Source organism: Paraburkholderia aromaticivorans (assembly GCF_002278075.1).
Taxonomy (GTDB): Bacteria; Pseudomonadota; Gammaproteobacteria; order Burkholderiales; family Burkholderiaceae; genus Paraburkholderia; species Paraburkholderia aromaticivorans.
The window spans coordinates 636,449-662,087 of sequence record NZ_CP022990.1 but is presented as its reverse complement, the minus strand read 5'-3'; the positions used below and the strand labels follow the sequence as shown (position 1 = coordinate 662,087).

Annotated in this window: 27 protein-coding genes and 2 pseudogenes; 17 read left to right on the top strand and 12 right to left on the bottom strand. The window is 61.6% G+C overall.

The features are described from left to right. Position 1 precedes the first annotated feature (1 nt). Positions 2-220 (top strand): DUF2283 domain-containing protein, encoded by a 219-nt coding sequence (locus CJU94_RS22745; protein WP_095420942.1) that lies wholly within the window; start codon positions 2-4, stop codon positions 218-220. A gap of 715 nt (positions 221-935) precedes the next feature. On the opposite strand, the gene CJU94_RS42695 is transcribed toward CJU94_RS22745, so the two are convergent. Next, positions 936-1,316 carry a hypothetical protein gene (locus CJU94_RS42695; RefSeq protein ID WP_244221052.1) on the bottom strand — a complete coding sequence of 127 codons (381 nt, stop codon included), beginning with the start codon at positions 1,314-1,316 and terminating at the stop codon, positions 936-938. A gap of 3 nt (positions 1,317-1,319) precedes the next feature. Here CJU94_RS42695 and CJU94_RS42690 point away from each other — a divergent pair. The 6 genes and pseudogenes from CJU94_RS42690 to CJU94_RS42515 all read left to right on the top strand — a co-directional run. Continuing rightward, positions 1,320-1,379: pseudogene (locus CJU94_RS42690) on the top strand (hypothetical protein); the annotation flags it as partial. A gap of 739 nt (positions 1,380-2,118) precedes the next feature. Beyond that, entirely contained in the window at positions 2,119-2,292 is a 174-nt protein-coding gene (locus CJU94_RS22720; RefSeq protein WP_157763799.1) for a colicin D domain-containing protein, read from the top strand. After that, positions 2,292-2,417 (top strand): colicin D domain-containing protein, encoded by a 126-nt coding sequence (locus CJU94_RS42525; RefSeq protein WP_095420938.1) that lies wholly within the window; start codon positions 2,292-2,294, stop codon positions 2,415-2,417. Before CJU94_RS22720 ends, CJU94_RS42525 begins: the two co-directional genes overlap by 1 nt. Then, entirely contained in the window at positions 2,407-2,697 is a 291-nt protein-coding gene (locus CJU94_RS22710; protein ID WP_095420937.1) for a colicin immunity domain-containing protein, read from the top strand. Before CJU94_RS42525 ends, CJU94_RS22710 begins: the two co-directional genes overlap by 11 nt. 141 nt (positions 2,698-2,838) lie before the next feature. Continuing rightward, positions 2,839-3,126, top strand: coding sequence for an HNH/endonuclease VII fold putative polymorphic toxin (locus tag CJU94_RS42520; RefSeq protein WP_095420936.1), 288 nt, complete (start codon positions 2,839-2,841; stop codon positions 3,124-3,126). Positions 3,127-3,138: 12 nt separating this feature from the next. Beyond that, positions 3,139-3,423 (top strand): Imm50 family immunity protein, encoded by a 285-nt coding sequence (locus CJU94_RS42515; RefSeq protein ID WP_095420935.1) that lies wholly within the window; start codon positions 3,139-3,141, stop codon positions 3,421-3,423. Between the two features lie 405 nt (positions 3,424-3,828). Here CJU94_RS42515 and CJU94_RS22695 read toward each other — a convergent pair whose 3' ends face one another. Continuing rightward, entirely contained in the window at positions 3,829-5,301 is a 1,473-nt protein-coding gene (locus CJU94_RS22695) for a sodium:solute symporter family protein (protein ID WP_095420934.1), read from the bottom strand. Then, a complete protein-coding gene (locus tag CJU94_RS22690) occupies positions 5,298-5,513 on the bottom strand; it encodes a DUF3311 domain-containing protein (RefSeq protein WP_095420933.1) in 216 nt (71 codons plus the stop codon). The genes CJU94_RS22695 and CJU94_RS22690 overlap by 4 nt, the downstream gene beginning before the upstream one ends. Before the next feature lie 353 nt (positions 5,514-5,866). Between CJU94_RS22690 and CJU94_RS22685 the strand changes: the two genes are divergently transcribed. The 3 genes from CJU94_RS22685 (at position 5,867) to CJU94_RS22675 (ending at position 8,326) form a co-directional block, all read left to right on the top strand. Then, positions 5,867-6,544: a MarC family protein gene (locus CJU94_RS22685; RefSeq protein ID WP_095422749.1), complete on the top strand. Its 678-nt coding sequence runs from the start codon at positions 5,867-5,869 to the stop codon at positions 6,542-6,544. Positions 6,545-6,614: 70 nt separating this feature from the next. After that, positions 6,615-7,448: a class II glutamine amidotransferase gene (locus tag CJU94_RS22680; protein ID WP_095420932.1), complete on the top strand. Its 834-nt coding sequence runs from the start codon at positions 6,615-6,617 to the stop codon at positions 7,446-7,448. 17 nt (positions 7,449-7,465) lie between these two features. Then, positions 7,466-8,326: an MBL fold metallo-hydrolase gene (locus tag CJU94_RS22675; RefSeq protein WP_095422748.1), complete on the top strand. Its 861-nt coding sequence runs from the start codon at positions 7,466-7,468 to the stop codon at positions 8,324-8,326. Positions 8,327-8,344: 18 nt separating this feature from the next. On the opposite strand, the gene CJU94_RS22670 is transcribed toward CJU94_RS22675, so the two are convergent. Then, entirely contained in the window at positions 8,345-10,102 is a 1,758-nt protein-coding gene (locus tag CJU94_RS22670; RefSeq protein ID WP_095420931.1) for a cobaltochelatase CobT-related protein, read from the bottom strand. Between the two features lie 5 nt (positions 10,103-10,107). Then, a complete protein-coding gene (locus tag CJU94_RS22665; protein ID WP_095420930.1) occupies positions 10,108-11,337 on the bottom strand; it encodes an AAA family ATPase in 1,230 nt (409 codons plus the stop codon). Positions 11,338-11,512: 175 nt separating this feature from the next. Here CJU94_RS22665 and CJU94_RS22660 point away from each other — a divergent pair, with 175 nt between their 5' ends. Continuing rightward, on the top strand, positions 11,513-12,619 hold the full coding sequence (locus CJU94_RS22660) for a porin (protein ID WP_095420929.1): 1,107 nt from the start codon (positions 11,513-11,515) through the stop codon (positions 12,617-12,619). 34 nt (positions 12,620-12,653) lie between these two features. On the opposite strand, the gene CJU94_RS22655 is transcribed toward CJU94_RS22660, so the two are convergent. Continuing rightward, positions 12,654-15,014, bottom strand: coding sequence for an FdhF/YdeP family oxidoreductase (locus CJU94_RS22655; RefSeq protein ID WP_095420928.1), 2,361 nt, complete (start codon positions 15,012-15,014; stop codon positions 12,654-12,656). Between the two features lie 99 nt (positions 15,015-15,113). Then, a complete protein-coding gene (locus CJU94_RS22650) occupies positions 15,114-15,368 on the bottom strand; it encodes a hypothetical protein (protein WP_244221051.1) in 255 nt (84 codons plus the stop codon). Between the two features lie 152 nt (positions 15,369-15,520). On the opposite strand from CJU94_RS22650, the gene CJU94_RS22645 reads away from it, so the two are divergent. After that, positions 15,521-15,766, top strand: coding sequence for a DUF6723 family protein (locus tag CJU94_RS22645; protein WP_095420927.1), 246 nt, complete (start codon positions 15,521-15,523; stop codon positions 15,764-15,766). A 40-nt stretch (positions 15,767-15,806) separates the two neighbouring features. Here CJU94_RS22645 and CJU94_RS22640 read toward each other — a convergent pair whose 3' ends face one another. Next, a complete protein-coding gene (locus tag CJU94_RS22640) occupies positions 15,807-16,043 on the bottom strand; it encodes a hypothetical protein (RefSeq protein ID WP_095420926.1) in 237 nt (78 codons plus the stop codon). A gap of 60 nt (positions 16,044-16,103) precedes the next feature. Further along, the gene (locus tag CJU94_RS22635; RefSeq protein WP_095417045.1) at positions 16,104-16,523 is read right to left on the bottom strand and encodes a hypothetical protein; all 420 of its coding nucleotides are present in this window, start codon (positions 16,521-16,523) and stop codon (positions 16,104-16,106) included. Here CJU94_RS22635 and CJU94_RS22630 point away from each other — a divergent pair. The 5 genes from CJU94_RS22630 (at position 16,522) to tkt (ending at position 21,561) form a co-directional block, all read left to right on the top strand. Continuing rightward, positions 16,522-17,769, top strand: coding sequence for an ISL3 family transposase (locus CJU94_RS22630; RefSeq protein WP_095417046.1), 1,248 nt, complete (start codon positions 16,522-16,524; stop codon positions 17,767-17,769). The genes CJU94_RS22635 and CJU94_RS22630 overlap by 2 nt on opposite strands. 147 nt (positions 17,770-17,916) lie before the next feature. Beyond that, positions 17,917-18,177, top strand: coding sequence for a hypothetical protein (locus CJU94_RS22625; protein ID WP_095420925.1), 261 nt, complete (start codon positions 17,917-17,919; stop codon positions 18,175-18,177). Between the two features lie 50 nt (positions 18,178-18,227). Further along, positions 18,228-18,398: a hypothetical protein gene (locus CJU94_RS41450; RefSeq protein WP_167397568.1), complete on the top strand. Its 171-nt coding sequence runs from the start codon at positions 18,228-18,230 to the stop codon at positions 18,396-18,398. 265 nt (positions 18,399-18,663) lie between these two features. Beyond that, the gene (locus tag CJU94_RS22620) at positions 18,664-19,209 is read left to right on the top strand and encodes a cupin domain-containing protein (RefSeq protein ID WP_095422746.1); all 546 of its coding nucleotides are present in this window, start codon (positions 18,664-18,666) and stop codon (positions 19,207-19,209) included. 267 nt (positions 19,210-19,476) lie between these two features. Then, complete coding sequence (gene tkt, locus CJU94_RS22615) at positions 19,477-21,561, top strand: transketolase (RefSeq protein ID WP_095420924.1); 2,085 nt, start codon at positions 19,477-19,479, stop codon at positions 21,559-21,561. Between the two features lie 123 nt (positions 21,562-21,684). Here tkt and CJU94_RS22610 read toward each other — a convergent pair. The 3 genes and pseudogenes from CJU94_RS22610 to CJU94_RS22600 form a co-directional block, all read right to left on the bottom strand. Next, positions 21,685-21,935: pseudogene (locus CJU94_RS22610) on the bottom strand (hypothetical protein); the annotation flags it as partial. 139 nt (positions 21,936-22,074) lie between these two features. Then, the gene (zapE, locus tag CJU94_RS22605; RefSeq protein WP_095420923.1) at positions 22,075-23,181 is read right to left on the bottom strand and encodes a cell division protein ZapE; all 1,107 of its coding nucleotides are present in this window, start codon (positions 23,179-23,181) and stop codon (positions 22,075-22,077) included. A gap of 127 nt (positions 23,182-23,308) precedes the next feature. After that, complete coding sequence (locus CJU94_RS22600; RefSeq protein ID WP_095420922.1) at positions 23,309-25,639, bottom strand: hybrid sensor histidine kinase/response regulator; 2,331 nt, start codon at positions 25,637-25,639, stop codon at positions 23,309-23,311.

Genomic DNA, 25,639 nt, shown 5'->3' with positions numbered 1-25,639 from the left:
AATGGCTGACCGAAAGATTGATATGGTGGTGAATGAAGATGGAGATGTTGCCTATTTGTCCCTGCCAGACCACCCTGGGAAAGGAAGTCCTGGTGTGGTTGCAAAACAGATAAGTCTCCACTCGATAATAAAAGAATACAAGGGGCCTGAAATATATCTTGATTTTGATAAAAATGGGGTGCTTATCGGGATGGAATTTTTATTGGAGCAGGCGGATTAAAAGATGGAGCCGCAGACGCGGCCCTTTATGCGTATGCGCCTAATCCGATCTCGTGGATTGATCCGTGGGGGGTGAGTTGCTGGACTTCGACATCGTCGAAGTCGTCAGCGGAAAATGCTTATGGGCATTGGAAAAAACACGGAGCGGAGTTTCCGGAATTTCAAAATGCCAAACAATATGTTGAAGGAACGAAGAGTTTTGTTAGCGGACCACCATCAGGAACGCTCACGAAAATAAGACCAAACGGAGAGGTTGTTTTTTATGATCCGGGAAGCAACACATTTGCGGTCACGACGTCAAATGGCACGCCAAAGTCGATGTTCAGGCCCGATCCCGCGTAGCATGGCTTCCCGAGTAATTTGGATTACTACAATGCACAGTGATTGCTATTGTCGAGTGTGTGGTTATGGATTGTCCTCGCCTCCTTGGGGTGAGGATGGGAGTACGCCGACATGGGAAATATGTCCGTGTTGCGGCACTGAATTTGGCTACGAAGATTGCACGCCGGCAAGTGCGAGAAGGAAACGTAATCAATGGATTTTGAATGGTAAGAAGTGGTTTGAAAATAAAGAAAGGCCAGCAGATTGGGACTGGGATCGTCAGTTTCAGAATATTCCGGATTCTTATAAATAGACGGTACACCTGGAGCCCGTAAGTCCCGAATGGCATCTCGAAGGGCCACTTGCGTAGCCCTTCGTTATTGGTTGCTGCAGGATCAGCAACTCGAGTTGAGCGGGGCGGAGCGGTTTCTGCATTGTCGGCGCTCGGCTTCCTGTGCACGCCAAACGTTGCGCAACGGGTCGCTCTGGGCCTTGAGTTCAATGGTCCGTTCCTCGCGTTCACGCGCTTTGGCGGCGTCATCGTATTCGGGTGCCACCGTGAGGCTTTGCCGGATGTAATCGACCGAGACATTGACACGTTGGCCGGCTTTAAAGAATCCCGTTGTTGCGAGCCACATATCGGTATGCGCCAAATACATTCGGGTGGGCTGATCCGTTAGGGTTGTCTTGTGATCTGACAGGGCATAGAAGACCATATTCTTAATCGGCATAAATATGGTGCAGGAAAGCCAGGAAAAACGGAGTTTCCTGCCCATTGGAGTGATGCTGATATTTTGCGGCACGTGTCAGATGTTGCTACGGATCCCAAGTCTACTTGAGGTGTTGGAAAGTGGAGTTCACCTTATGCGATTGGCGTTCGAGACGGCGTTGAGATACGGGTTGATTTTTTTCCCTCAACACATTCGACTTATGCCGGTCAGATTTCGACTGCCTATCCGATTAATGTGGCGCCCAACCCACCGCGAGGAATGGATGCAAGAAGAGCTTGTTTTTTTGTTAAAGATAGGCTTGCAGTGCTTCTTGAAAAGTATGAAAACGTACTGGACAAGGAGACATCGGAGTCTGTGCGCCATTTTATTTAGCATGACGAATATGAAATGAGGTACGAGGGTTTGTTTATCGAATTAATGAAAATTAACTTCAATCCGCAAGATATTGATATGAAGGAGTATCTGATAATTGGGGAGTTGCTTGGTTTAAGCCGGGAGAGTATCTTTGATTGTGACTTCTGGGTACATCTCAAAAGCTATGTAGAAAGTGAGTGAAATAGTAAAGGGCCACTGACGCGGCCCTTCGTTTCAACGGCCAGTGATTTGCGCGCGCCATACGCTGCGCAACTGGTCACTCTGGGCCTTGAGTTCAATGGACCGTTCTGCGCGCTCGCGCGCTCTGGCATCATCGTATTCGGGGGCACCGTGAGGCGTTGCCGGATGTAGTCAATGGAGACATGGAAGCGCTGGCCGGCCTTGAACAACGACTCCGCGCCTAACCACCTATGCGTATGCGCCTAATCCGATAGGCTGGATCGATCCGTTGGGACTTGCGTGTTCGGAAGGTGTGAATTTCACGAGGAAGCAACTCGACAAGAAGTTCAAGCATGCTGTGGATTTCAGCGTTACAGGAAATAAAAATGGCTCTAACATTGGAGCTTTTGAGAAAGCGATGAAGGATCATGTTGATTTACCTTCAACCCAGGCGATTCAAGAAAATATCGTTGGGCCGACGATGTGATGCATTACTTTAATCCTGAAACTGGATTAAATGTCATGACTGATCAGTCTGGGAATTTCATATCTGGGTGGAAGCTGTCACCTGGACAGGTATCTGACCTTACGAGCCTAGGAAATGTCTTCTAGATACACAAAAGCAGATTTGACTATCTTGGTAGAGCGCTTTGCCTCAAGAGGAATTTCGGCAGTCGCTTTCGAAAGGGCATATATGGCGACGTGGAGGGCCTGTAGGGACAATGGCCAGTTGCAGGATGCTCCAGCAACTGATCAACGATACTTTGATGCGGTGTTTTGTGCTGTAGACAATTACTGCTCTGATCCGGAATTAAGGGATGAGGGTGAATTTGATGATCAGATGCTTTTGGGTGAGATTTTTAAAATAAATTCTCAATGGGGAGCCAGCTAGGGTAGGTTATATGCGTATGCGCCCAATCCGATATCGTGGATCGATCCGTGGGGGCTGTCGTGTACGCCATCGGAAGGACAATCTCCTCCGAGCTTTCAGTCACGAAATGCTGCATTTATAGCAGCAAAGAGAGATGCAAGAATGCCAATGAGGCAACGACCTGATCGGGTTAATCTCGCAAATCTTACTGAGAGAAATGGTAAAAATATTTTGAGCGAAAGTCATCAACCGATGAAAACACGTGAATACACATTCACTCGCGAAGATGGTTCTCAAGTTGTGATTCAGGATCATTGTCCTGGCCATAGTTACGGTCCACCAGGCACGCCGGGGAACCAAGGGCCACATATCAATGTGAGACCCATTGAAGATACCCGCAATGGCACAGTAGGCACAGTACCTGGTACGCTTGAGCACTATCCATTTTAAAAGGGATGAGCAATGTCGCATTGGACGGATTTTTTGGTAGACAAAAGAAAAGTAACATTCATTTACGGAGAAGATTTTCCATCTCTTGATAAAGTAAATGTTCACGATGTCACCTTTCATCGTGACGGGCCAACCGTTACCTTTCGAATTGATTTGCGAGATTATCCGCTATCCCCTCCAAAAAATTGGGTTGAAAATAAATTCAATACAGTTCAAATTCAACTTTCATGCTCTGGCGTAAGATATTCCTCTCTTCAGGGTGGAATAATACGTCATTCGTTGCAGACATTGATTTGAATCGCGATGGTGAATTGATAGATCTTGCATTGAATGGTGATGGACTCTCCATCGGTATTAAATCTGATTTTTTAGACGTGACCTCTATCTCAGCCTATATTGGCAACCGGTATTAAAAGTAGCGAAGGCCGCGCAAGCGGCCCTTGCTACGGCTACTCGGCGGTAATGGTCAATCGTCCGTGTTCAATGTTGATTTTTACGCGCGGCCCTCGTGTAAAGCCTGCTTCGCCAGTTGTGCCAATCCCCCTGTTTCAGCGCCCAGTGACTTGTGCGAACCACACGTTGCGCAACTGGTCGCTCTGGGCCTTGAGTTCAATGGTCCGTTCTGCGCGCGTTCGAGTGCTCTGGCGGGGTCATCGTATTCGGGGGTCACCGTACCGTGACCCCTTCCAACCCGCTCCCACCTCAATGCACCGGCGCATGCGTCTGCTCGACCGGCCGCGGCTGCGTCACCGCGCTCACCGCCGCGAAGACGATGATATTCACCGCCAGCGCCAGGAACCCGATATTGACGTCCTTCAACGCGTCGGGCAGGAACGGCATCAACTGCCCGATGTTCAGATGCATGGTAGTCGTCACGGCCACCACCGCCACGCCCACCAGAATCCCGCAAAACGCGCCTTGTTTGGTCGCGCGGTTATTCGGACGCAGGCTGCAAATCACGGCGGGAAAGAGCTGGGTCACAAAGCTGTAGCCCATCAGCAGCAACGCGACAATGGTTTCGCCGCCTTGCAGCGTGAAGCCGACCGCCACCAGCGCTACGACCGGCACGAGGACACGCGCAAGCGTCGCCACCGTGGCGTCCGAAGCGTTGCGGCTCACCATGCCGCGATAGACGTCGTTGGCGAGCAGGGTGGACGCGGAGGTCAGGATCATCGAGCCCGGCACCAGTGCGGTCAGAATTCCGGCCGCGCCGATCACGCCGACGAACCACGGATCGAAGGTCTGCAACGACAGGCGGAACAGCGACAGGTCGATGTCGCCGCCCTTCAGACCCGGCACCTTCAACGTGGCGGCAAAGCCCACGAAGAACACGAACAGCAGAATCAACTGGTACAGCGGCAGCACCATCGCATTACGGCGGAAAATGCGTTCGTCCCTCGCGGTGAAAATCGAACCGAACGTATGCGGCCACATGAAAAAGCCCAGCGCCGTGAGCAGCACCGTCGACTGGAACCAGGTCACGCTCGAGCCCTTGGCCGGGAAGGTCAGGAAGCCGGGGCGCGCGGCATCGATTGCGTGGAACATTTCGCCGAAGCCGCCGTAATAGTGCAGCGGCAAATAGATGCCGAGGAACAGCACGATCGCCAGAATCAGCAGGTCCTTCACCACCGAATTCCACGCCGAGCCGCGCACGCCCGAAACGATCACATAAGCCGTCACGACACACGCGCCGATCCATACTGCCGCCGTAGACGAAATCGCGCCGTACGAGGCCGTTGCCACGATAATGCCGAGCCCCTTCAGTTGCAGCACGAGGTAGGGGATCAGCGCGGCGACGCCCACCAGCGCAACGAGCGTACCCAGCGCCGGGCTTTCGTACTTGCGCGTGAAGAAGTGCGGCTGGGAAACAAGACGATGTTTCTTCGCGTAACGCCAGATCGGCGGCAGCATCCAGTACGAGAGAATATAGGCAAGCGTGCCGTACGCCAGAATGTAATAGACCGGCGCGCCCTTGCCGTACGCGAAGCCGCTGCCGCCGAGGAAGGTGAAGGTCGTGTAGATTTCACCGGCCATCAGCAGGAACACGAAGGCGGTGCCGAAGCTGCGGCCGCCCACGGTCCATTGTTCGAGGCTCATGTCGTGGCCGCGCTTGGCGCGCACGCCCAGGTAAAGCGCGAACAGGGTAATCGCCGCAATGATGATGAGTGCGCTCATGAACCCACCTCCTCGCCGTCCACGGCGAGCTGACGGTTCGACGGGTCGAGACGGTAGATGATCGCCATGATGATCGAACTGAGCACCACCCACATGACGATCCAGGCCAGCACGAAGGGCATGCCGAGCATCAGCGGCTCGACACGATTGACAAACGGAACACCGAGCAGAATGCCGATGAACGGCAGCGCGGCGAGTACACGAAGCAACATAGGGGCAACTCCTCGAACCAGTAAGTACGTCTCGTTGAAAGTGCGGCTTCGCTGGGGACTGTATGCCGGATGCTTTGGTCGCGTAAAGCAGGTCAAAAAAGTGTAGGCTTTCTGAAAGTTGCGAACGCATCTTCATGGATTCGGTTGCTGCATCGCAAGGTCGAGCACGCGGCGTGCCGCGCCGCGGCGCGGCGGCCTTTTTTACGGTGCAGGCGGGCGCGCCGCGATATGATCTCGCCACGCAGCGCGAGCATCATCCGAAACGCCGGAGAGACTCCGGTTTTATCAACATGGCGCGGCGCGCCGGGTTCTCAGACGAGCTTCCCGAGCCGCCGCTCGACACGGAAACACCTATGGTCGAAAGTCTGATCCCGGACATTCTGTTTGGCTTTACCGGGCTGATCAGCATCATCAACCCGATCGGCATTGCTTTCGTCTTCCTCGACCGGACGGCTTCGCTGAGCACGGAAGAGCGCACGGTGCTGGCCCGTAAAATCGCCATCAACGTGTTGTGCGTGCTGCTGGTGGCATTTTTCATCGGTACGCCGATCCTGCATTTCTTCGGCATCTCCATGCAGGCGCTGCGTATCGGCGGAGGCCTCGCCGTCGCCGTGGGCGGCTGGCAGATGCTCAATGCCCCGGACACGCAACCGGGCGAGCAGCCGGCGGTCAAACGGGTGGACGCGGAAAACGCGATGTCGAAGGCGTTTTTCCCTTTCACCATTCCGTTGACCACCGGGCCGGGCTCGATCGCCACGGCCATCGCGCTGACCGCGAACCGCACGCATAAGCTCTCGGCGTTCGTGATTTCGAGCATTGCGTCGGTGGTGATCTCGCTGGCGGTGGCCGTCACGGTCTATCTGGTCTATAGCCGCGCGGTGATTTTCGCCAAGTACCTCGGCGTGGAAGGAACCAAGGTCGCCATGCGTGTATCTTCGTTCCTGTTGCTGTGCATCGGCGTGCAGATCATGCTGACCGGCTTCTCCGAATTCCTGATTCCGATTGCGACCATGCAACCGGTGGTCAAATAGACGCGCACCCGGCGGCCCATCGCAGCATCCGGCGCCGGGGGCGCTCACGCACCCGACAGGAGAACACCTCATGTGCCGCTGGCTCGCTTATACGGGCAACCCGCTTCAGCTCGAGACGGTGCTGTTCAACGCCAAACATTCGCTGATCGACCAGAGTCTGCATTCGCGGCTCGGCTACACCACGACCAACGGCGACGGCTTCGGCATCGGCTGGTACGGCGAGCCGACCGATATCCCGTTTCGCTACCGCTGCATCCAGCCGGCGTGGAGCGATCGCAATCTGCGCGAAGCGGCGCGGGCGATTCGCGCGCCGCTGTTCGTCGCGCATGTGCGTTCGGCGACGGATACGCCTTCGCAGGAAACCAACTGTCATCCGTTCCGCCACGGCCGCTGGCTGTTCGCGCATAACGGCCTGATCCGCAACTATCCGGCCGTGCGCCGCGATCTGATGGTGATGATCGAGCCCGATCTGTTTCCCTCCATCGAGGGGTCGACGGATTCCGAGGTCATGTTTTTCCTCGCGCTGACCTTCGGCCTGGAGGTGGCGCCGGTCACCGCGCTGGAGCGGATGGTGGGTTTCGTCGAGGAAACCGGCCGCAAGCACGGCGTGGACGAGCCGTTGAACATGACGGTATGCGTCACCGACGGCGAGCAGATCGTCGCAGTGCGCTATTCGAGCGAAGGGCAGTCGCGCTCGCTGTTTCACAGCACCTCGTTTCGTCATCTGCACGAGTTATATCCGGACGATCCGCGTATCGCGGCGGCCGGCGAGAATGCGTTTCTGGTGTTGTCCGAGCCGCTGGCGGACTTGCCGGGCTGGTGGGAAGAGATTCCCGAGAGCACGGTGGTGGTGGCGCGCGGCGGCCAGATCGAACAGTATCCGTTCAAGCCGCAATTCGCATGAACCGCGGGGAGCCGACCATGACGCCTCTGATCGAAGCCTTTTACGACGCCACCACCGGCACCTTCACGTATGTCGTCTACGCGTGCGAAGGTTCGCTGTGCGCGGTGATCGATCCCGTGCTCGACTACGATCCGAAGTCGGGCGGCACGTCGACCGTATCGGCGGATCGCGTCATCGCCTTCGTCAAGGCGCATGGGCTGCGTGTGCAATGGCTGCTCGAGACGCATGCGCACGCCGATCACCTGTCGGCCGCGCAATATCTGAAGGAGGTCCTGGGCGGCGAGATCGCGATAGGCGAGAGCATTCGCACCGTGCAGAGCACCTTCAGGCGCATCTTCAACCTCGGCGAGGACATGCCTGTGGACGGCCGGCAGTTCGACCATCTGTTCGCGCCCGGCGAGACTTTCAGCATCGGCGAGTTGAGCGGCGAGGCCTTGCATGTGCCCGGCCACACACCGGCGGACATGGCGTACCGGATCGGCGACGCCGTGTTCGTCGGCGATACGCTGTTCATGCCGGACGTCGGCTCGGCGCGTTGCGACTTTCCCGGCGGCGACGCGCATATGCTGTACGAGTCCGTGCGCACGCTGCTCGCGCTGCCGCCGGACACTCGGCTGTGCATGTGTCACGACTACCCGCCGCCGTCGCGCGGGCCGCAGTGGCAGACCACGGTGGCCGAACAGCGGCGCGGCAATATTCATTTGCACGACGGCGTGAGCGCGGCGGAGTTCGTGGCGATGCGCACCGCGCGCGATCGTACGCTCGGCATGCCCACGTTGATTCTGCCGGCCATCCAGATCAATATCCGCGCGGGCGGGTTGCCGGAGCCGGAAGACAACGGCGTGCGTTACCTGAAAATTCCGCTGAATGCGTTTTGAGCGAGATGTGTGCGGGTGTCAGCGCGTGAGCAGCATCGAACTCAACACGGAGAACACCGTCGACGGCAGTTCGGCGAGACGGCTCACCACCACGTTGTGCGGATAGAAGTCCTCGACCGCGTCGGTCAGCACGCCGATCCCGACCAGTTCGATACCGCGTTTGGCGATGGCCGCGACGCGCTCGCGCAGATCGCTGCGCAGCACCTGCGGGTCGCCGTCGCCGGTGGACGGGTAGCCGTCGGAAAACACCATCAGAATGCGCCGTTCGGCCTGGTGGTCGGCAAGCCGTGTCGCGGCCCAGGCCAGCGCTTCGCCGTCCGGATTCTCGTGCCCGCAGTCGATCGCGGCGATTGCGCTCAAATCGGTCGCGCCAAAGCGTTTATAGATTTTCAGATCGAGCCGTTCAACGAAGCGGTTATAGCGCCGTAAATCCGCGCCGGCGGCAAGCTGCCGCGCGTAGAGCTGCTTCATCGGCGCGGATTCGACCGAGCAATACCCAAGTACTTCGCAATCGAACGACAGTTGCGTCAGCGCATCGCACAAGGCGGCCGCGCACTGGCGTGCCAGCTCGATCTTGCGCCCGGCCATCGAGCCGCTGCGGTCGATCAGCAGGGTCACGGCCACGTCGCGTCCTTTGGCGGGCCGCTGCGTGCGAAACGGCGTGCGGTAGCCGGGCGAGGTCGCGAGCTTCGCAAGCGCGGTGCGATCGATCTCGCCGCGCTCCTGTTCGCGGCGCCAGCGGGTGCGTTCGTCGGCGCTCAGCGCGCGCTCGAGCTTGTCCTTGAGCGGCGCGGTGTCCGCGCGAGCCTGCGCCCGCAGCTCGCGCCACGCGGTGCTGTCGCCGTCGCCCGTGAGATCGCGGATCTCGTCGAATTCGGTGGCGAGCGGGATCGACAGCCGGGCTCGCGACGCATCCGTCGCAGAGGCGGCGGCTTCGCCTTCGGAGCGTTCAGACGGCTGTTGCGCCTGCGCCAATGATTGCCCCATACCGACCGCTTCGTCCGCCTGTGCGCCACCGCTGCGATCGGACGGCGGCGAATGGGCGCTGTCCTGATCCGGCAGCACGGTGTCGTCGTCGAACTGCGCGGAGGACGCCGCCGTTTCCGTGTCGATGTCCTCAAGCGGATCCGCCGTGAACGCCATGCTGTTCACTTCGCCTGCCGACAGCGCGCGTACACGCGCCACGAGCGCCCGCGCCGCCGCGATGCTCTGCGTGGTCGAGCGGCTCGCGCGGGCCTCGTGCAGCAGATCCTGCGCGGCGTGCAAGGCGGCGCGCAGCGAATGGCTCGCCTCGGTCAGGGTGGGCGGTTCGTCCCACAGGGCGCGCTCCACCAGCCAGACCAGCCGGTCGCGCCAATGAAGCTTCGGCCAGCGTTGCCGTACGCGCTCGGCGGCATGCAGGCGCAGCTTGCCGATGAACCAGCGCGCGCCCGGATATTCGTCGAGCAATTGACCGCATACACGGCGGTCTTCGATCACTTGCGCGAGATTCGCGGCGACCCCCGAGGGCAGCGCGTCGAGCTGCGCGAGTGACGCATGCTTCGCGCGCGCCACCAGCAGGTCCAGATAGCCGATCAGCACATCGCGCTCGATGTCGCCATCGAGCTCATAGTCGGGAATCACGATACGGCCGGGCTCGACGCGCGGACCGTCCGGACTGAACACGACCGTCACGCCGTATTGCCCGGTCAACACGCGGGCAACCTTGCCGAGCGTGGACTCGAACGCGAAGCCGCGCATATCGCGCATATTGCGGGTATCGCGCGTGGCGTGCATGGCGCTCACGCGTCCGCGGTCGGCGCGATGTGATGGCGGATGATGCCGCGAATCAATGCGGCGTCTTCCGGGCTCACCTTCGCGTAGATGGCTGGACCGGCGGCGCGTTCAGGGTCGCCCGTGCGTAGCATCAACTCGGCCCAATCGAGCAGGCGCCGGGTGGAAAACGCGCTCGACAGGTCTTCGCGAGCGAACGCCGCGCGGCAGTCGGCGGCAATCGCGGCGAGCGTGGTGGCGAGCGCGCGCGTCATGTGCGGGGCGAGCGTGGCCAGCAGCACGTCGGCTTCTTCGGCGGGTGTCAGATAGTCGAGCAGGTACACGCGCCAGCGATCCAGAAACGCCTCGTTCATCAGATTGGCGCCCTGATACAGATGCCTGAACTGACTCATTGCCCCCACTGCGTTCGCCGTCGCGAACAGCCGGAAAGCCGGATGCGGCGTGACGATCTCGTTGCCTTTCTCTTTGAGCACGAGGCGGCCGTGCGGTTCGAGCACGGCGGTGAGGGCGGCGAGAATCGACGGTTCGGCAAAATCGATTTCGTCGACGATCAGCCACAGACCTTCGCGCATGGCCGTGGGCAGCACGCCGTCCACCCAGATCGTCTCCCCGCCCTTGACCGTCCAGAAGCCGACAAAGTCGCCGACGGTGGTCTGCCCGTTCATGTTGGAGCGCAGCACGCCGTGATGCGAACGCGCGGCGACCTGTTCGATCAGGCTGGTCTTGCCGGCGCCGGTGTGACCGATCAGCATCACGCGCCGGTTCTCGACGATGTCCTCGACAATGTCGTTAAAGCGGCCGGAGAACAGATAGGCCGGGTTCACGCGCGGCACGAGCGGATTGCCGGCACCGCAAGGCACATCCACGTGGCCGATGCGCACGGTTTCGCCGGTCTCTGCCGGCGGCCGGGGTTTCGCCGCCGCGGCTCGTGCCGCGGCGCGCTGCAATTCCGGCATGAATGCGACGCGGCCGGCCGCGGACTGCTCGCTTGCGTTCTTGTCGGTGTCGATCGCGAAGCCTTCGCGACGCCATTTCTTGAGCTTCGCGCGCAGATTCTCCGCGTCCACCACGAGATCGATATCGACCACGCCGGGTCCGCCGCCGTTGGCGACGCCATGTTCGAGGCGATAGTTTTCCGGCCGGTCGGCCACACTTACTCGCCACCATTCGGCGCCGTGTTCCGTGACGCGTTGGTAAAGGCCAAGGTTTTCGTCTTCGGTCAGTTCGGGCGCGTTCATGGCAGGGGTTGAATAGTCAATAACGAATAATGCGTGGCGATTTGGCTGACGCGCAATGACCGACTATCTTATCTTGAGCGGCTTTCGATCTTCTGTTTCCGTGCCGGACGGTCCGCGGTTCGCTTTGCCCTATCTCGCATCAGAACTCGCATCAGAATAAATTCAAGGCACAACAATGAGATTACCTATACAACTCATCGCAGCTCTCGCACTGGCAAGTCCACTCGCATATGGCCAAACAAGCGTGACGTTATATGGCCGCCTCGATGCCGGCCTGGAATATCTGAATCACGTCAGCAACGGCGCGGGTGGCAGTTCGAACCGCTGGAGCGCCGAAGGCGGCGATTGGGGCACCAGTATGCTGGGCCTCAAAGGCAATGAAGAGTTGGGCGGCGGCCTGAACGCAATCTTCAACCTCGAAACCGGTTTGCAGGTGATGAACGGCACGACAAGCGGCGGACGGCTCTGGTCGCGGCGCGCGTTCGCCGGTTTGAAGAGCGAAGAGTGGGGCACGTTGCAGGCCGGCCGTAATCTGTTTATCGACAGCGACGGCGTGTGGGAATTCGACCCGTTCGTGCAGCAGGCGTTTTCGTCGGCTTCGCTCGTGCGCGGGCGCAACTGGCAGCAAACCAGTAACAACGTCGAATATCACAGCCCGGTGTTCTGGGGTTTCGACGTGCAGGGGCAGTATGCGTTCGGCAACCAGCCGGGTGCGTTCAATAGCGGCGCGGCCGGCGAGTTCGGCCGCTCGGACGGCATCATGCTGACGTATCATTCGCCGCTCTTCGACGTGCGCGGCATCTACGACGAACTGCGCGATGTCAACGGCCGTTTCAGCAACATCTTCCAGGCGTCGCGCGAATATTTCGTGGGCGCCAATGCGCGCCTTGGCTCGCTGAAGGTGCAGGGCGCCTACACCCATTACTCGGCACCCGATTCGCCGGTGGGCGTGGCCGACACCGCGGATCACTACTGGCTGGGCGCCACCTACACTTTCCAGCCGCGCTGGGCGGTAACGGCGGGCGGCTACTACATCAAAGTCGGCGACGGCTCGGGCGATGCCGCGCACGATCCCGCAGGGCACGCGATGATGTATGTGCTCGGCACCACCTACAACCTCTCCAAGCGCACCTTCCTGTACGGCACCGTGGGCTACGTGCACAACGGCAGCAACTCGAACTTTTCACTCGAAGCGTCGCCGCGCGACGCGGCCGGCAATACCAGTCCGCTCGCCGGCGAATCGCAAACCGGCGCTTATGTGGGCATGCTGCATCAATTTTGACTTCGCTGACTTCGCTGACTTCGGTACGGCGTGATCAAGCCGCCGTTGGCGCGACCACCGCCGATTTGCGCAGCCGCACCGGAATCGACTTCGAGGCCGGCACCAGACTCGATTTCGCGTGATGCGAGAGCGGAATCAACCGGTTGCATTCCGGGAAGTAGCCCATGATGCAGCCCGGCGGAATGTCGAACGCGTGAACATACATGCCATCGACCTCGCGCGCGATGCCATCGTTCGAGTCGGTGGAGATGCATACCGCGTCGCCCTCCGCCAAGCCGAGCCGCGTCATGTCGTCCCGATGCATGAGCAGCACCTCGCGGCTGCCGCTCACGCCGCGAAAGCGGTCGTCGAGACCGTAGACAGTGGTGTTGAACTGGCTGTCGCCGCGGGTCGTCATCAGGCGCAACACGTCGGGGCCGCGCGAGGGCATATCCGCGTCTTCGTCGAGCGTATCCGGCACGATGAAATTCGCCTTGCCGCTGTCGGTGTTCCATTTGCGCCCGCAAGCCGCCAGCGGCCGGTGAAAGCCGCCAGGCTGCCTGAAGCGCTGGTTGAAGTCCTGAAACTGATCCGGATAGGTGCGCTCGATTGCCTCGCGCACGAGCGCGTAATCGCCCACCCACGCATCCCAGTCGAGATTCGGATTGCGCGGCAATAGCGCCTTGGCGATGCCCGCGACAATGGCGGGCTCGGACAGCAGCATGTCGCCGGCAGGTTCCGCGAGTCCATGCGAACCGTGTACGCAGGCCGTGCTGTCCTCCACGCTGACCCATTGCTCGCCGCTCGCCTGGCGGTCGATCTCGATGCGCCCGAGGCATGGCAGCAGATACGCGACCTCGCCATGCAACAGATGGCTGCGGTTGAGTTTGGTGGCGATCTGCACGGTGAGCCGCAGCCGCCGCCACGCCGGGTCCATGACATGATGATCGGGGATCGCCACCTGGAAATTGCCGCCTAAGCCGAGGAAGGCTTTGACCTTGCCGTCGAGCACGCCACGGCAGGCTTCGACCGTGCTCAGGCCTTTGTCGCGCGGCGGCTCGAAGCCATACAGTTGCTTCAGCTTGTCGAGCGGGGCGAGCTCGGGCTTTTCGGTGATGCCGACCGTGCGCTGTCCCTGCACGTTCGAGTGGCCGCGAATCGGACAGATGCCCGCGCCCGGCCGGCCGATATTGCCGCGCAGAAGCAGCAGGTTCGACAGCATCTGCACGTTATGCACGCCGTTGCGATGCTGCGTGATCCCCATGCCGTACAACACCATGGCGGCCTTCGCGTTCGCATAGACACGTGCCGCGTGTTCGAGCGCGGCGCGGCTGAGTTGCGAGCGCTGCTCGATTTCCGCCCATGAGGTGGCGCGCATGGCGTCGGCGAACGCCTCGAAGCCGTGGGTGTGTTCGGCGATGAACGCCACGTCGAGCACCCGCGGCGCCGCGTTGCGTTGCGCGTCGTCGTCCCATTCAATCAGCAGCTTGCAGAGGCCGGCGATCGCCGCCGCATCGCCGCCGATCTTCACCTGATGGTATTGCGTGCTGATCTGCGTGTCGGCGGGAGTCAGCATGTCGAGCGGCGACTGCGGGTTCGCAAACGTGACGAGCCCGCGTTCCTTGAGCGGATTGAAAGTGATGATCTCCGCGCCGCGTTTGCGCGCGTCCTGCAATTGATGCAGCATGCGCGGCGCGTTCGTGCCGGTGTTGTGGCCGAAGAAGAGCATACAGTCGGTGTGCGTGAAGTCTTCGAGCTGCACGGTCCCAACCGGCACGCCGATCGTTTTCGGCAAGCCGACCGAGGTGCTCTCGTGGCACATGTTCGAGCTGTCGGGCAGATTGTTCGTGCCGTAGAGGCGAGCGAGCAGCGCATACATGTAAGAGGTTTCGAGCGACGCGCGCCCGGACGTGTAAAACACGGCCTCGTTCGGCTGAATGGCTTGCAGCTCTTTCCCGATCTCCGCGAATGCATGTTCCCAGCTGGTCTGCACGTAACGGTCGCTCGTGGCATCCCATCGCATCGGCGCGGTTAGCCGGCCGCGCGACTCGAGTTCCAGGCCGCTCCATGAGCGCAATTCACTCAGGGTATGCGCCGCGAAAAAGTCGGCGTCGATACGTTTGCTGGTGAGCTCCCACGCGGTCGCCTTCGCGCCGTTTTCGCAGAACTCGAAGAGGTGCGGGTCCGCCGGTTTGGCCCACGAACAGCTCACGCAGGCGAAGCCGTCAGGCTTGTTCTGCTGCGCCAGAATGCGGCTGCCGTTCAACGTGACGTGTTCCTGCACGAGAATCGAGGCGACCGCTTTCACCGAGCCCCAACCCCCCGCCGCGTTGCGGTATTCCTTGATCGGCTCGCTGTCGGTCGAGGGAGCCGCTGCGCCATCGGGCGCCGTGTCTGTGATCTGATCCGTGCTCATGCTGACTCCTCGCGGGTTGGCCGGTGATGGAACGCCGGTTCGTCCCAGACGAGTGCGCAATTACCGGACCACTGCATTAAATTGCGCTCACAACCATCGTCATGGCCGGCCGCACGCGGCTCTGACCGGCGGCGGTTGGAGCGGCGGATCGCCGTCCGGCGCACGGGCCGGGTCGTGCGGCGGCACATCGTCGGGCGGGGGCGACGGGTCGGGGTCGCTGGTCGGGAGGGGCGCGTCGGGATCGACCTCGGGCGGCCCCGGCGTATGCAGATGCGGCGTCGCCATGTAATGCGTGCTCGTCGGATTCATTGCGATCTCCGTGGTGGGCATGCGTGTGTGGGGTGCAACCGGCATGCCACTCGTCTCGATTCGCTGCGAATGCGGGCGCCCCCCGTGTGGAACGGCTATTGCTCGGTCACGACATGCGCGTCGCGCCGAGCGGCGATACGCGCCGTCATATCGAACCGAACATGACGCACTGAGGTGCAGGGATAAGGGAAACACAAATGGCGCGACATAAGGCCGACGTTGTCGACGACGACTTCGAGATTTACGCCAGCTATCACGGAACAGGCGACGGCCGTTACGTAGGTGGACTGAAGGTTGTCAGAAAATCGGACAGAAAGCTTCTGTTTCCATTCGACGGCGCGCCCGAGATCGGGCCATACGCGACCGCCGATGAGGCTCGCCGCGCGGCGATCGACTATGGCCGGGAGATCGTGGCCGCGGATCGCGCGGCCCCGGAAAAATGATGATGGCGGCACGTACGCGCCGCCGTAAAAGCGCAGGGTGTTATGGCATCCCGCCGAGCGACGGCGAAATCGTGCTGCCCCGACGGGTATCGTCGGGATGTTCGTCGGGCACGGTCGGCCGTGCCGATACGGGCGGATGCGCGCGATAGCAACTGTCGATCGAGGTGTCGGCAAGGCAGCGTTGAAATGCGTCCGCGTCGTTCTTTTGCGCAAAGGTGTACAGGGTGCGCTCGACCTGCACTTCGGTGTCGGATAAGCGAATCGTCGTCATTGTCATGAGGTTCTCCTTTTTTCAAATGTGGCTCGTCGGCGGAATCTGTGGGTGGTTTGATGCGATTCATGAGGGACAGAGGAAGCGATAGAGTTTCTTGCAGGTAGCGTCAAAGGCGTTCTGCTCGTGCTCGGAGAGGTGCCTCGAAAGCGGGCCACCGAACTCGTGGATCTCATTGAGAAGCAGTGTGCGGGCATCCATGGCGGCTAAGTCCGGATCGACGTGACGGACTTCGATGAGATGGCCACCAAGCATCCAAAGGTGATCGCGGTGGCGGTGCAACGTTTTGCGGGCATAGCCGTGGGTCAGCAGGTGTTGCAGGAAAGGTGTGAAGACCTTCACGAGCGCCTGTCCGAATGGGATGTCCTCGTCCTCGAAGCGCCATGAGGCAGGCCAGTTCTGCAAGTCCGGGACGTAGCGCTCCAGTGCGTGCGGATCTGAGGTAACAATAGCGTCTTTACTGATTCCCGCGCGCTTGCTAACCATGTTGCTGACCCGCCTGCTCAATGCCTGCCATCATTTTCCCGGCTTCGTCTATGAAAGTGCCCGACTGTGCGAGCAGTCCAAAACCATCGAGATCGACGTGCGGCCACGCAAGGGTTCGAAGCCGATCTGTTCGTGTTGCAACCGGCCTGGCAGCGGCTATGACACGCTCGCATCGCGTAGTTTCGAATTTATTCCGATCTGGGGCTTCGCGGTGATTTTGCTGTACGCCATGCGCCGCGTCGACTGCCGTGAGTGCGGCGTGAAGGTCGAGACGGTGCCGTGGGCCATCGGCAAGCACACGCTGACCAAGGCCTACATGCTGTTTCTCGCGCAGTGGGCACGCAAGCTCTCCTGGAAAGAGACAGCGCAAAGCTTTCGCACCAGTTGGGAGAAGGTTGCCCAGGCGGTGGAGTGGGTGGTCGACTGGGGGCTGGCCCATCGCGAACTCGGCACCATCCGCGCTTTGGGCGTCGATGAAATCCAGTATGGCCGAGGGCACAATTATCTCACGCTGGTCTATCAGATCGAGGCCAGCTGCGTGCGCCTGCTTTGGGTTGGCCAGGAGCGCACGAAGGAAAGCTTCGCAAAGTTCTTCGTCATGATCGGCAAACGGTTGTGCGAGCAGGTCGAGTTCGTCTGCTCGGACATGTGGCGGCCCTACATCGAGATGATCGCACTACATTGCCCCAACGCGCTGAACATCCTCGACCGCTTCCACATCGTTGCCAAAATGAACAAGGCGATCGACGAGGTTCGCGCCGAGGAAGCTCGCCGCATGACCCGCGACGGCTATGAGCCAGTCCTCAAGAAGTCCCGCTGGTGTTTGCTCAAGCGGCCAGAGAACCTTACTGACAATCAGCGACTGCGCCTGCGCGATCTGCTGCACTACAACCTGCGCAGTGTCCGCGCCTATCTTCTCAAGGAGGAGTTCCAGCAGATCTGGGATTACATCTCGCCTGTCTGGGCAGGCAAGTTCCTCGATCAGTGGTGCACCCGGGTCATGCGCTCACGCATCGAACCAATGAAGAAGTTCGCACGCACCGTGCGCGCCCATCGAGAACTGATTCTCAACTACTTTCATGCGCGCAAGCAGTTCTCCAGCGGAATCGTCGAGGGTTTGAACAACAAGGCCAAAGTCACCATGAGAAAAGCGTACGGCTTCCGGACGTTTCGAACGACGGAAATCGCGCTATATCATGCACTTGGCAATTTGCCCGAGCCGCCGACAACCCACACTTTTTACTGACGAACCTCAAATGTTGGCCCAGACCTCCATAGGAAGTAGCGCAACGGCCGTGCCCACTTCGTGGCAGGTGCGCCCCGGGCACGATTGACGGAGAGGGACCGGATGTTGCTGCACTGATGGAACACCCGTCACCATGAGGAGGGCGACATGCCGGACAGCAAACCCCAGGAAAGCTCCGACGCGCAAACCGCCGAGGCCGTAAAGCAGCGCAACAAGCCGAGCGGCACGCATTATGTGGAACCCAGTCCGCTCGGTATCGAGCCAGTCGAGCAGACCGGCGTGGACAAGCAAACCAATCCGCCGCGTTCGAGCGACCGCCCGGCGCAAACCGCGGAAGTGCCGTTGGGCACCGGCACTCATGCCGAACCGCCCGGAGGCGGTGGACGCGAGCCGCAGCGCAAGGATTGAGGCGGCATGTGCCGTCCGGCAAGCGCCGGTAAGCGCGAAGGGAGAACCTCATGCAACAGGACAACCTACCGACGAACCCCGGCGATGAGGCAGCGCCAGACGCACCCGGCGCCGGCGAAGACATTTGCCGCGCGCGCCATGGCACTGGCCGGGTCGAAGGTGCGCAGTGCACGGTATGCAGCGGCACGGGCAAAGCGCTGCAAGGCATCGGCGGCGGCTGATCTAATCGCGGCGCGACTGCACGACACGCGATCCCAAGCATCGATGCAGCGCCCGCAAACACTGACACAGGATCATTAACTTCATATGTTTGCACGATTCGTCCATCGACACGGCCACGCTCGCAAGGCGGCCCGGAAGACCGCTCTCGCGCACGCGGGCGCGCTTTATGCGGCGCTGACAGGCGCGCCGGGAGCGGCGCACGCGTCGGCCTCAGAGGAGTACAGCGAGGAGTGCGGCGAGCCGCAGGACGCAAAGGAGCAAACCATGTACAACGAGTTAAAGCATGGATTCGACGCCGCCCAGACGGAGTTCGAAGCATTCCTGCTGAGCCCGCACGATTGGGTGCCGAATAACCGCAAGCTGCCGGTCGTGATCTACCGGCGCGCGCTCATGCCGGAAAGCGGTGACCTCGCGGCCGGGTTCGAAATCCTCTTCGAGCGCAATGCATGGCCGCCGCAATGGCGCGACGGCATTTTCGACTACCATCATTTCCATGCCACCGCCCACGAAATATTGGGCGTGACGGACGGTTCGGCGCAGGTGATCGTGGGCGGCCCGGGAGGCAGGGTGGTGACGCTCTGCGCCGGCGACGCGATCCTGCTGCCGGCCGGCACCGGCCACTGCCTGCAATCGTTCGCGCGGCATTTCCAGGTGGTGGCGGGCTACCCCGAGGGCCAGCAGTGGGATATCCGCCGCGAGGCGCTCACGCCGCAGGAACTGGCGGCCATGGAGGCATTGCCGTTTCCGCCGCTCGATCCGATCGACGGCAAACAGGGTCCGCTGGTCGAACACTGGCTGCGCGCCGCCTGAGGCTGGCTGGCATCGTTTGCTCGCGCGCGCATGCGACGAGCCGGACGGCTTCGCACTGCAAGCCCGCTGAAAGAAGGTCCGCGTTTCGCGAGCGACCCTGTCCACGCCGCGTGTCACGCTCCGTGCAGGTTCGCGCGCATCGGCGCATCATCGTTGAGCCTCGCAGCGGTTCCTCATGCGTTCTGCCACATCAACACGGTTCGCCGGGCGCGCGCAAGCAGGTGGCGCGACCCCGCCGTCTCTTCAATGCCGAACAAGGAGTGTCCCATGCAAAACGATCCCGCCCTCGATCAGCTGTGCATCAACACGATCCGCACGCTGTCGATGGACGCTGTGCAAAAGGCCAATTCCGGTCACCCGGGCACGCCAATGGCGCTGGCCCCCGTCGCCTACCATCTGTGGCAAAACCATCTGCGCTACGACCCTGACGAACCGCTGTGGCCGAATCGCGATCGCTTCGTCCTGTCGGTGGGGCACGCGTCGATGCTGCTGTATTCGCTGCTGCACCTCGCGAACGTGAAAGCCGTGGATGACGACGGCAAGCCGACCGACGGACCCGCGGTTTCGCTCGACGACATCGAGCACTTCCGCCAGATGGGCAGCAAGACGCCGGGCCACCCCGAGTACCGGATGACGACAGGCGTGGAGACCACCACCGGCCCGCTCGGGCAGGGGTTAGGCAACAGCGTCGGCATGGCGATGGCGGCACGCTGGTACGAAAGCCATTTCAACAAGCCCGATGCGTCGTTGTTCGACTATCGCGTCTACGCCCTGTGTGGCGACGGCGACATGATGGAAGGGATATCGCACGAAGCGGCATCGCTCGCGGGTCATCTGAAGCTGTCGAATCTGATCTGGATTTACGACAGCAACCGCGTCACGATTGAAGGCCATACCGACCTCGCGTACAGCGACGATGTGGAAAGCCGCTTTCGCGGCTACAACTGGCACACGCTGCGCGTGAACGACGCAAACGACGCCGCCGCGCTCGAAGCGGCTTTTGTCGAGGCGAAAAGCATTACCGACAGGCCGACGCTGATCGTCGTGCACAGCATTATCGGTTGGGGCGCGCCGCACAAGCAGGACAGTTCGGCGGCGCACGGCGAGCCGCTCGGCGTCGAAGAAGTGGCGCTCACCAAGAAGGCCTACGGCTGGCCCGAGGACAAATTCTTCTATGTGCCAGACGGGGTGCACGAACGCTTCGCGGCGGGCATCGGCGCGCGAGGCAAGGCGGCGCGCGAACAATGGCAGGCCAGGTACGACGCCTACAATAAAAAACACCCGGAACTGGCGCGTGAATTCGCGCAGATCGAGGCGCACGAATTGCCGGCGGGATGGGACAGCGACATCCCGACCTTCGACGCGGACCCGAAGGGAGTGGCTTCACGTGAGTCGTCGGGCAAGGTGCTCAACGCGATTGCCGCGCGCGTGCCGTGGATGATCGGCGGCGCGGCCGACCTCTCGCCGTCCACCAAAACCAATCTGAAGTTCGAAGGCGCGGGCAGCTTCGAACACGACAACTACGGCGGCTGCAATCTGCATTTCGGCATCCGCGAGCATGCGATGGGTGCGGCGGTGAACGGCCTTGCACTATCGAGTCTGCGGCCATTCGGCTCGACCTTTCTGATTTTCAGCGACTATATGAAGCCGCCGATCCGCCTCTCGGCGATCATGGAAGTGCCGGCCATTTACGTGTTCACGCACGATTCGATCGGCGTAGGCGAAGATGGTCCGACTCATCAGCCTATCGAGCAGCTAGCGTCGCTGCGCGGCGTGCCAGGACTGACGGTGCTGCGTCCGGGCGATGCCAACGAAGTGGCCGAAGCGTGGCGGGCGGCGCTGGCCGAGCCGCGGCGGCCGTCTTGCATCGTCGTGTCGCGTCAGCCGTTGCCCACGTTGGACCGCAACCGCTATGCGTCCGCGCAGGGCACGCGCAAGGGCGCCTATGTGCTCGCCGATGCAGCCGACGGACAAAAACCGGAGGTGATCCTGATCGCGACGGGCAGCGAACTGTCGGTTTGCGTGGACGTGTATGAAAAACTCAAGAGCGAGGGCATCGCGGCGCGGGTGGTCTCGATGCCGTCGTGGGATCTCTTCGAGCGTCAGGACGAAGCGTACCAGGATTTCGTGTTGCCACCGGACGTAAATGCGCGGGTCGCGGTCGAACAGGCCGCGTCGCTGGGCTGGGATCGCTATGTCGGGCGTCCCGGCGCGCAGGTGGTGATGCATACGTTCGGTGCTTCCGCGCCGCTTGCCGAGTTGAAGAAGAAGTTCGGCTTCACGCCGGAGCATGTGTACGAAGCGGCGAAACAGCAGATCGCGCGGGTGAAGTCCGGGCGCGGCGAGGAGTGAAGCCGGGCGCGCTGCGCTAAAAAAATGACCGGCGGGGGCAGTTCACACCGCCGTTTTTTCAATTGCAGCCGGGACTGGCACGCCGCTACCGCCACAGCATCACGCGCGGCAACATCCGCCGCATCAATTCGCCGGAATCGCCACACCGGCGCCTTGCTGCTCGTATCGAGCCTCAGCGAGCGCCATCAGATTCTGCACCACCGTGAATGCGTATTTCGAATCGAAGTCGTTGCGATCGACCCAATACGTCCACGGACCATAAGCGATCATCACATACGCGTACTCATGCGGCGTCTGACCGAGCACGCGATGAGGGTCGGCCGCGTCTCGCCGCCGATCAGGCCTACGGTCGGCGTGGTCGATCCATCGCTGATGCCGTTTCATCCGATGAATCCGCGATACATTCGCCCGGGTCGAACGATCGGGCAGCGAGCAGGATTTGCTATCGCGTTGCAATATTTGCAGCAACGCGCGCGTCGCGTGCGTGCGGATCGCACACGCCTGCGGGCCGGATTACACGGGATCGTCTACTGCGTCCTCGGGCATATCCGCGGACGTCGCGCGCGCACGGTCGAGCGTGCTGCGATACGCGCGCGATTGCATTTCAGCGAGGCGGCTCAGCGTGCGCGACAAATCATGCGCGCCTTCGAGCCCGCCGAGCGCCGCTGCGATCGGCGCATCGGACGCGATGAACAGGGCGCGCTTGCGGTCGTAGAAGATATCGACCAGCCAGACGAGCCGTTGCAGCGTATGCGGGTGCGTCAGCCATTCGGTGCGCAGATTGTCGAGCATCAGACCGTGCCATTGCTCGGCAAGCTCCAGATAGTCGAGATGCGACCGGCTCGCCACGCACAGGTTCTCGAAGTCGGCCCATAGCAAGGCCGCGCCCGCCGCGCGCGCGGCGAGTGGCCGGCCGGCCGCGCTCAACGTGACCGGATGCAACGTTTCGTTGCCTTCGTAGCGCACGAAAACCTGGCGCAGCGCGTCAGCGGTGGCGGAGCCGAGCGGTGCAAAGAAACGCGGCGCTTCCGCTTGTTCTCCACCGAAACGGTAGTCGCGCGCGCCGTCGAAATGAATCACGGTGAAGCCGCGTTTGATCTGATCGATGGTCGGCAGAAACCGCTCGTGAAACTCCTGGTCGCAGAGCAGGCCGTCCGGCGCGTAGTTCGAGGTGAGCACGATACGTGTGCCCAGTTCGATCGCGGTATCGAGAAAGCGGCCCATCAGGAACGCGTCGGCAATATCGTGCACGTGGAATTCGTCGAAGCACAGCAACTCGCTACCATCGAGCCATTGCCGCGAGACCGAGCCGAGCCGGTCGTCGCCGCGTGGCTCGCTCACGAGCCGCCGGTTCATCTCACGCAGAAATTCGTGGAAGTGCAAACGCCGCTTGCGGCAGTTAGCCAGTTCGAACACGGTATCGACCACCAGACTCTTGCCGCGCCCCGGCAGGCCATGGCAATACACGCCTTGAAGCGCTAATGCCCCACCGGACGATCTCGCGCTTTGGCCGTGTGCGCCGAGCAGACTGGCGAGCGCTGCAATGGCGGCACGTTGGCTCGCATCGGGCACGACGCCGCGCGCGGCCAGCGTGCGTGTCACCTGCGCTTCGTCAAACATGGGGCAGCGTGCCGGTTTGCGGCGAGCCGGCGCCAAAGGGGGCGGCGGCAAAGGTGGAAAAGGCGTGGCTGAGCATAACGGGGCGGGTGGCGGAAATCGCGTCAGTTTAACAAGCCGCGCCCGCCGCTCAAACCCGCTGCCGGCTCAACACCCGTTGCAGTTCCCGCGGATCGACCGGTTTCGTGAAGTGGTGGTCGAAGCCGGCTTCCACGGCGGTTTGCTTGTCCTGCTGCTGACCCCAGCCGGTGACGGCGATCAGCAGAATGCCGGCGTCGTGATGATCGCGGCGAATCCGCCGCGCGACTTCGTAGCCGTTCAGACGCGGCAGGCCGATATCGAGAATCACCGCCTGCGGCGCAAACGCGTCGATCAGTTCGAGACCGGCAATGCCGTCACCGGCCGTGCGCACTTCGTGGCCCTCGAGTTCGAGCACCATCGCGAGACTCTCGGCGGCGTCGGCGTTGTCGTCGACGACCAGCACGCGCAGGCCGGCCGCGTTCGGCGCTTCCGGCGGCGCGCTGTCGGAAGGCTGCGTGGCGAGGGTCGTCACCGGCAGCCGGATCACGAATTCGCTGCCTTTGCCGGGGCCTTCGCTGAAGGCCGCGACCGTGCCGCCATGCAGTTCCGCGAGGCCGCGCACCAGCGCGAGACCGATGCCGAGGCCGCCCTGCGAGCGGTCCAGCGCCGGCGCGAGTTGCGAGAACATTTCGAACACGCTGTCCAGATGCTCGTGCGGAATGCCGATACCGGAATCGCGCACGACGATCACCGCTTCGTCGCCTTCGCGCTCGGCCGCGAGCGAGATGGTGCCGCCCGGCGGCGTGTACTTGGCCGCATTGTTCAGCAGATTCAGGATCATCTGCGACAGGCGCGTGGGGTCGGCGATCAGATAGAGCGGCTCGCGCGGCAGCGTGACGCTCAGATGATGCGACGAGGCCTGCACGGTCGGCCGCGCCGCTTCCATGGCCGATTGCATCGAGCGCGCCAGTTCGAGCCGTTGCTTGCGCAACTCGAGCTTGCCCTGGGTGATGCGCGAGACTTCGAGCAGATCGTCGACCAGGTGCGTCATGTGTTGCAGTTGCCGGTCGAACACGTCGCGCGACCAGTTCAGTTGCGGATCGGCGAACTCCTTCAGGCGCAAGATCTCCAGCACGTTGCGCATGGGCGCGAGCGGATTGCGCAGCTCATGTGCGAGCGTGGCGAGGAATTCATCCTTGCGGCGGTCGGCCTTGGAGAGTTCGAGATTGAGCCGCGTGAGTTGCTGTTCGGCACGCCGGCGCTCGGTAATGTCGCGATTGATGCTGACCGCGCCGTAGATGTCGCCACGCGCGTTCGCGAGCGGTTTGACGACGGTCTCGCAGACGCCGCGCGAACCGTCGCGCCGCACGAAAGGCAACTCGCCGCGCCACGTGCCGTCGGCGGCCAGCGCCGCCAGCGCTTCCCGGCGGATCTTCAGCGCATCTTCCGGCGCGAGGAAAATCGCGACGGGCTTGCCGAGAATCTCGCGCATGCGATAACCGAGCATGCGTTCGCCGCCCACGTTGAAGTCGGTGATATTGCCGCGCAGATCGGTGATCACGATCGCGTCGCTCAGGTGCTCGAAGATCGCGGCCTGGCGCAGCAGCACGGTCTGTGCTTCCTTGCGCTCGGTAATGTCGATGCCGAGGCCGTAGATCATCAGCGGCTCGCCGTGGCGGTCGTAGGCGGCGCGGCCGCGGCCTTCCATCCAGCACCAGTCGCCGCTCGCATGCAGAAAGCGGAACTCGGCGACGTAATCGTCGCCGGTTTCCACCGCATGATCCACGGCCTCGTTCAGCGCGATCAGGTCGCCCGGATGAATCAGTTCGAAAAAGCCGCCGGGCGTGTTGGCAAAGCGTCCTTCGGCGTAACCCGCGAGCGCTTCCAGTTCGCGGCTCCACCAGAACTTGCCGGACTTCGGCTCATGCGACCACGCGCCCATGCGCGCGCCGCGCATGGCGAGACTCAGTACATCGCGGCTTTCCTGCAACTCTTTTTGCGCGAGCTGATGCGCGGCGACGGACGCTTCGGCATTGCGGCGCGCGAGCAGCAACTCCTGCTCGTACTTATGGCGATCGGCGACGACCAGCACCGCCAATTCGAGGTAGGTCAGCTCGCCATGACGGCGGCGCACCGCGTTGAGCAGCATCGGCAGCATGTGGCCGTCGCGATGCATCACGTTCAGCTTGACCTCAGCGACCGAACCCTGCATTTGCAGCAGCGGCGCCCAGTGCGTTTGATAGAACACCTTGCCGCCGGCGCTCAGCAGATCCTGGATTTGCCTCGCTCCGGCAAGCTCCGTTGCTTCATAGCCGAGCCAGCCGCAGAACGTCGCGTTCACGCGCAGAATGCGGCCGTTCACATCCGTGACGAGCAGGCCGCAGGCGGCGTGCTCGAACAACGTATCGGCGGAGGGCAGCGGGTAGTGCGTGCTTTGCAT

What these genes read in the sequence shown, in the direction of transcription:
- CJU94_RS22665 (WP_095420930.1), bottom strand. Translation starts at nt 11,337, where the DNA reads ATGAACGCGCCCGAACTGACCGAAGACGAAAACCTTGGCCTTTACCAA.
- CJU94_RS41450 (WP_167397568.1), top strand. Translation starts at nt 18,228, where the DNA reads ATGCAACAGGACAACCTACCGACGAACCCCGGCGATGAGGCAGCGCCA.
- CJU94_RS22675 (WP_095422748.1), top strand. Translation starts at nt 7,466, where the DNA reads ATGACGCCTCTGATCGAAGCCTTTTACGACGCCACCACCGGCACCTTC.
- CJU94_RS42525 (WP_095420938.1), top strand. Translation starts at nt 2,292, where the DNA reads ATGCATTACTTTAATCCTGAAACTGGATTAAATGTCATGACTGATCAG.
- CJU94_RS42515 (WP_095420935.1), top strand. Translation starts at nt 3,139, where the DNA reads ATGTCGCATTGGACGGATTTTTTGGTAGACAAAAGAAAAGTAACATTC.
- CJU94_RS22690 (WP_095420933.1), bottom strand. Translation starts at nt 5,513, where the DNA reads ATGTTGCTTCGTGTACTCGCCGCGCTGCCGTTCATCGGCATTCTGCTC.
- CJU94_RS22650 (WP_244221051.1), bottom strand. Translation starts at nt 15,368, where the DNA reads ATGCCGGTTGCACCCCACACACGCATGCCCACCACGGAGATCGCAATG.
- CJU94_RS22695 (WP_095420934.1), bottom strand. Translation starts at nt 5,301, where the DNA reads ATGAGCGCACTCATCATCATTGCGGCGATTACCCTGTTCGCGCTTTAC.
- CJU94_RS22625 (WP_095420925.1), top strand. Translation starts at nt 17,917, where the DNA reads ATGCCGGACAGCAAACCCCAGGAAAGCTCCGACGCGCAAACCGCCGAG.
- CJU94_RS22745 (WP_095420942.1), top strand. Translation starts at nt 2, where the DNA reads ATGGCTGACCGAAAGATTGATATGGTGGTGAATGAAGATGGAGATGTT.
- CJU94_RS22660 (WP_095420929.1), top strand. Translation starts at nt 11,513, where the DNA reads ATGAGATTACCTATACAACTCATCGCAGCTCTCGCACTGGCAAGTCCA.
- CJU94_RS22655 (WP_095420928.1), bottom strand. Translation starts at nt 15,014, where the DNA reads ATGAGCACGGATCAGATCACAGACACGGCGCCCGATGGCGCAGCGGCT.
- CJU94_RS42520 (WP_095420936.1), top strand. Translation starts at nt 2,839, where the DNA reads ATGCCAATGAGGCAACGACCTGATCGGGTTAATCTCGCAAATCTTACT.
- CJU94_RS22670 (WP_095420931.1), bottom strand. Translation starts at nt 10,102, where the DNA reads ATGCACGCCACGCGCGATACCCGCAATATGCGCGATATGCGCGGCTTC.
- CJU94_RS22640 (WP_095420926.1), bottom strand. Translation starts at nt 16,043, where the DNA reads ATGACAATGACGACGATTCGCTTATCCGACACCGAAGTGCAGGTCGAG.
- zapE (WP_095420923.1), bottom strand. Translation starts at nt 23,181, where the DNA reads ATGTTTGACGAAGCGCAGGTGACACGCACGCTGGCCGCGCGCGGCGTC.
- CJU94_RS22600 (WP_095420922.1), bottom strand. Translation starts at nt 25,639, where the DNA reads ATGCAAAGCACGCACTACCCGCTGCCCTCCGCCGATACGTTGTTCGAG.
- CJU94_RS42695 (WP_244221052.1), bottom strand. Translation starts at nt 1,316, where the DNA reads ATGGGCAGGAAACTCCGTTTTTCCTGGCTTTCCTGCACCATATTTATG.
- CJU94_RS22680 (WP_095420932.1), top strand. Translation starts at nt 6,615, where the DNA reads ATGTGCCGCTGGCTCGCTTATACGGGCAACCCGCTTCAGCTCGAGACG.
- CJU94_RS22710 (WP_095420937.1), top strand. Translation starts at nt 2,407, where the DNA reads ATGTCTTCTAGATACACAAAAGCAGATTTGACTATCTTGGTAGAGCGC.
- CJU94_RS22620 (WP_095422746.1), top strand. Translation starts at nt 18,664, where the DNA reads ATGTACAACGAGTTAAAGCATGGATTCGACGCCGCCCAGACGGAGTTC.
- CJU94_RS22635 (WP_095417045.1), bottom strand. Translation starts at nt 16,523, where the DNA reads ATGGTTAGCAAGCGCGCGGGAATCAGTAAAGACGCTATTGTTACCTCA.
- CJU94_RS22685 (WP_095422749.1), top strand. Translation starts at nt 5,867, where the DNA reads ATGGTCGAAAGTCTGATCCCGGACATTCTGTTTGGCTTTACCGGGCTG.
- tkt (WP_095420924.1), top strand. Translation starts at nt 19,477, where the DNA reads ATGCAAAACGATCCCGCCCTCGATCAGCTGTGCATCAACACGATCCGC.
- CJU94_RS22630 (WP_095417046.1), top strand. Translation starts at nt 16,522, where the DNA reads ATGTTGCTGACCCGCCTGCTCAATGCCTGCCATCATTTTCCCGGCTTC.
- CJU94_RS22645 (WP_095420927.1), top strand. Translation starts at nt 15,521, where the DNA reads ATGGCGCGACATAAGGCCGACGTTGTCGACGACGACTTCGAGATTTAC.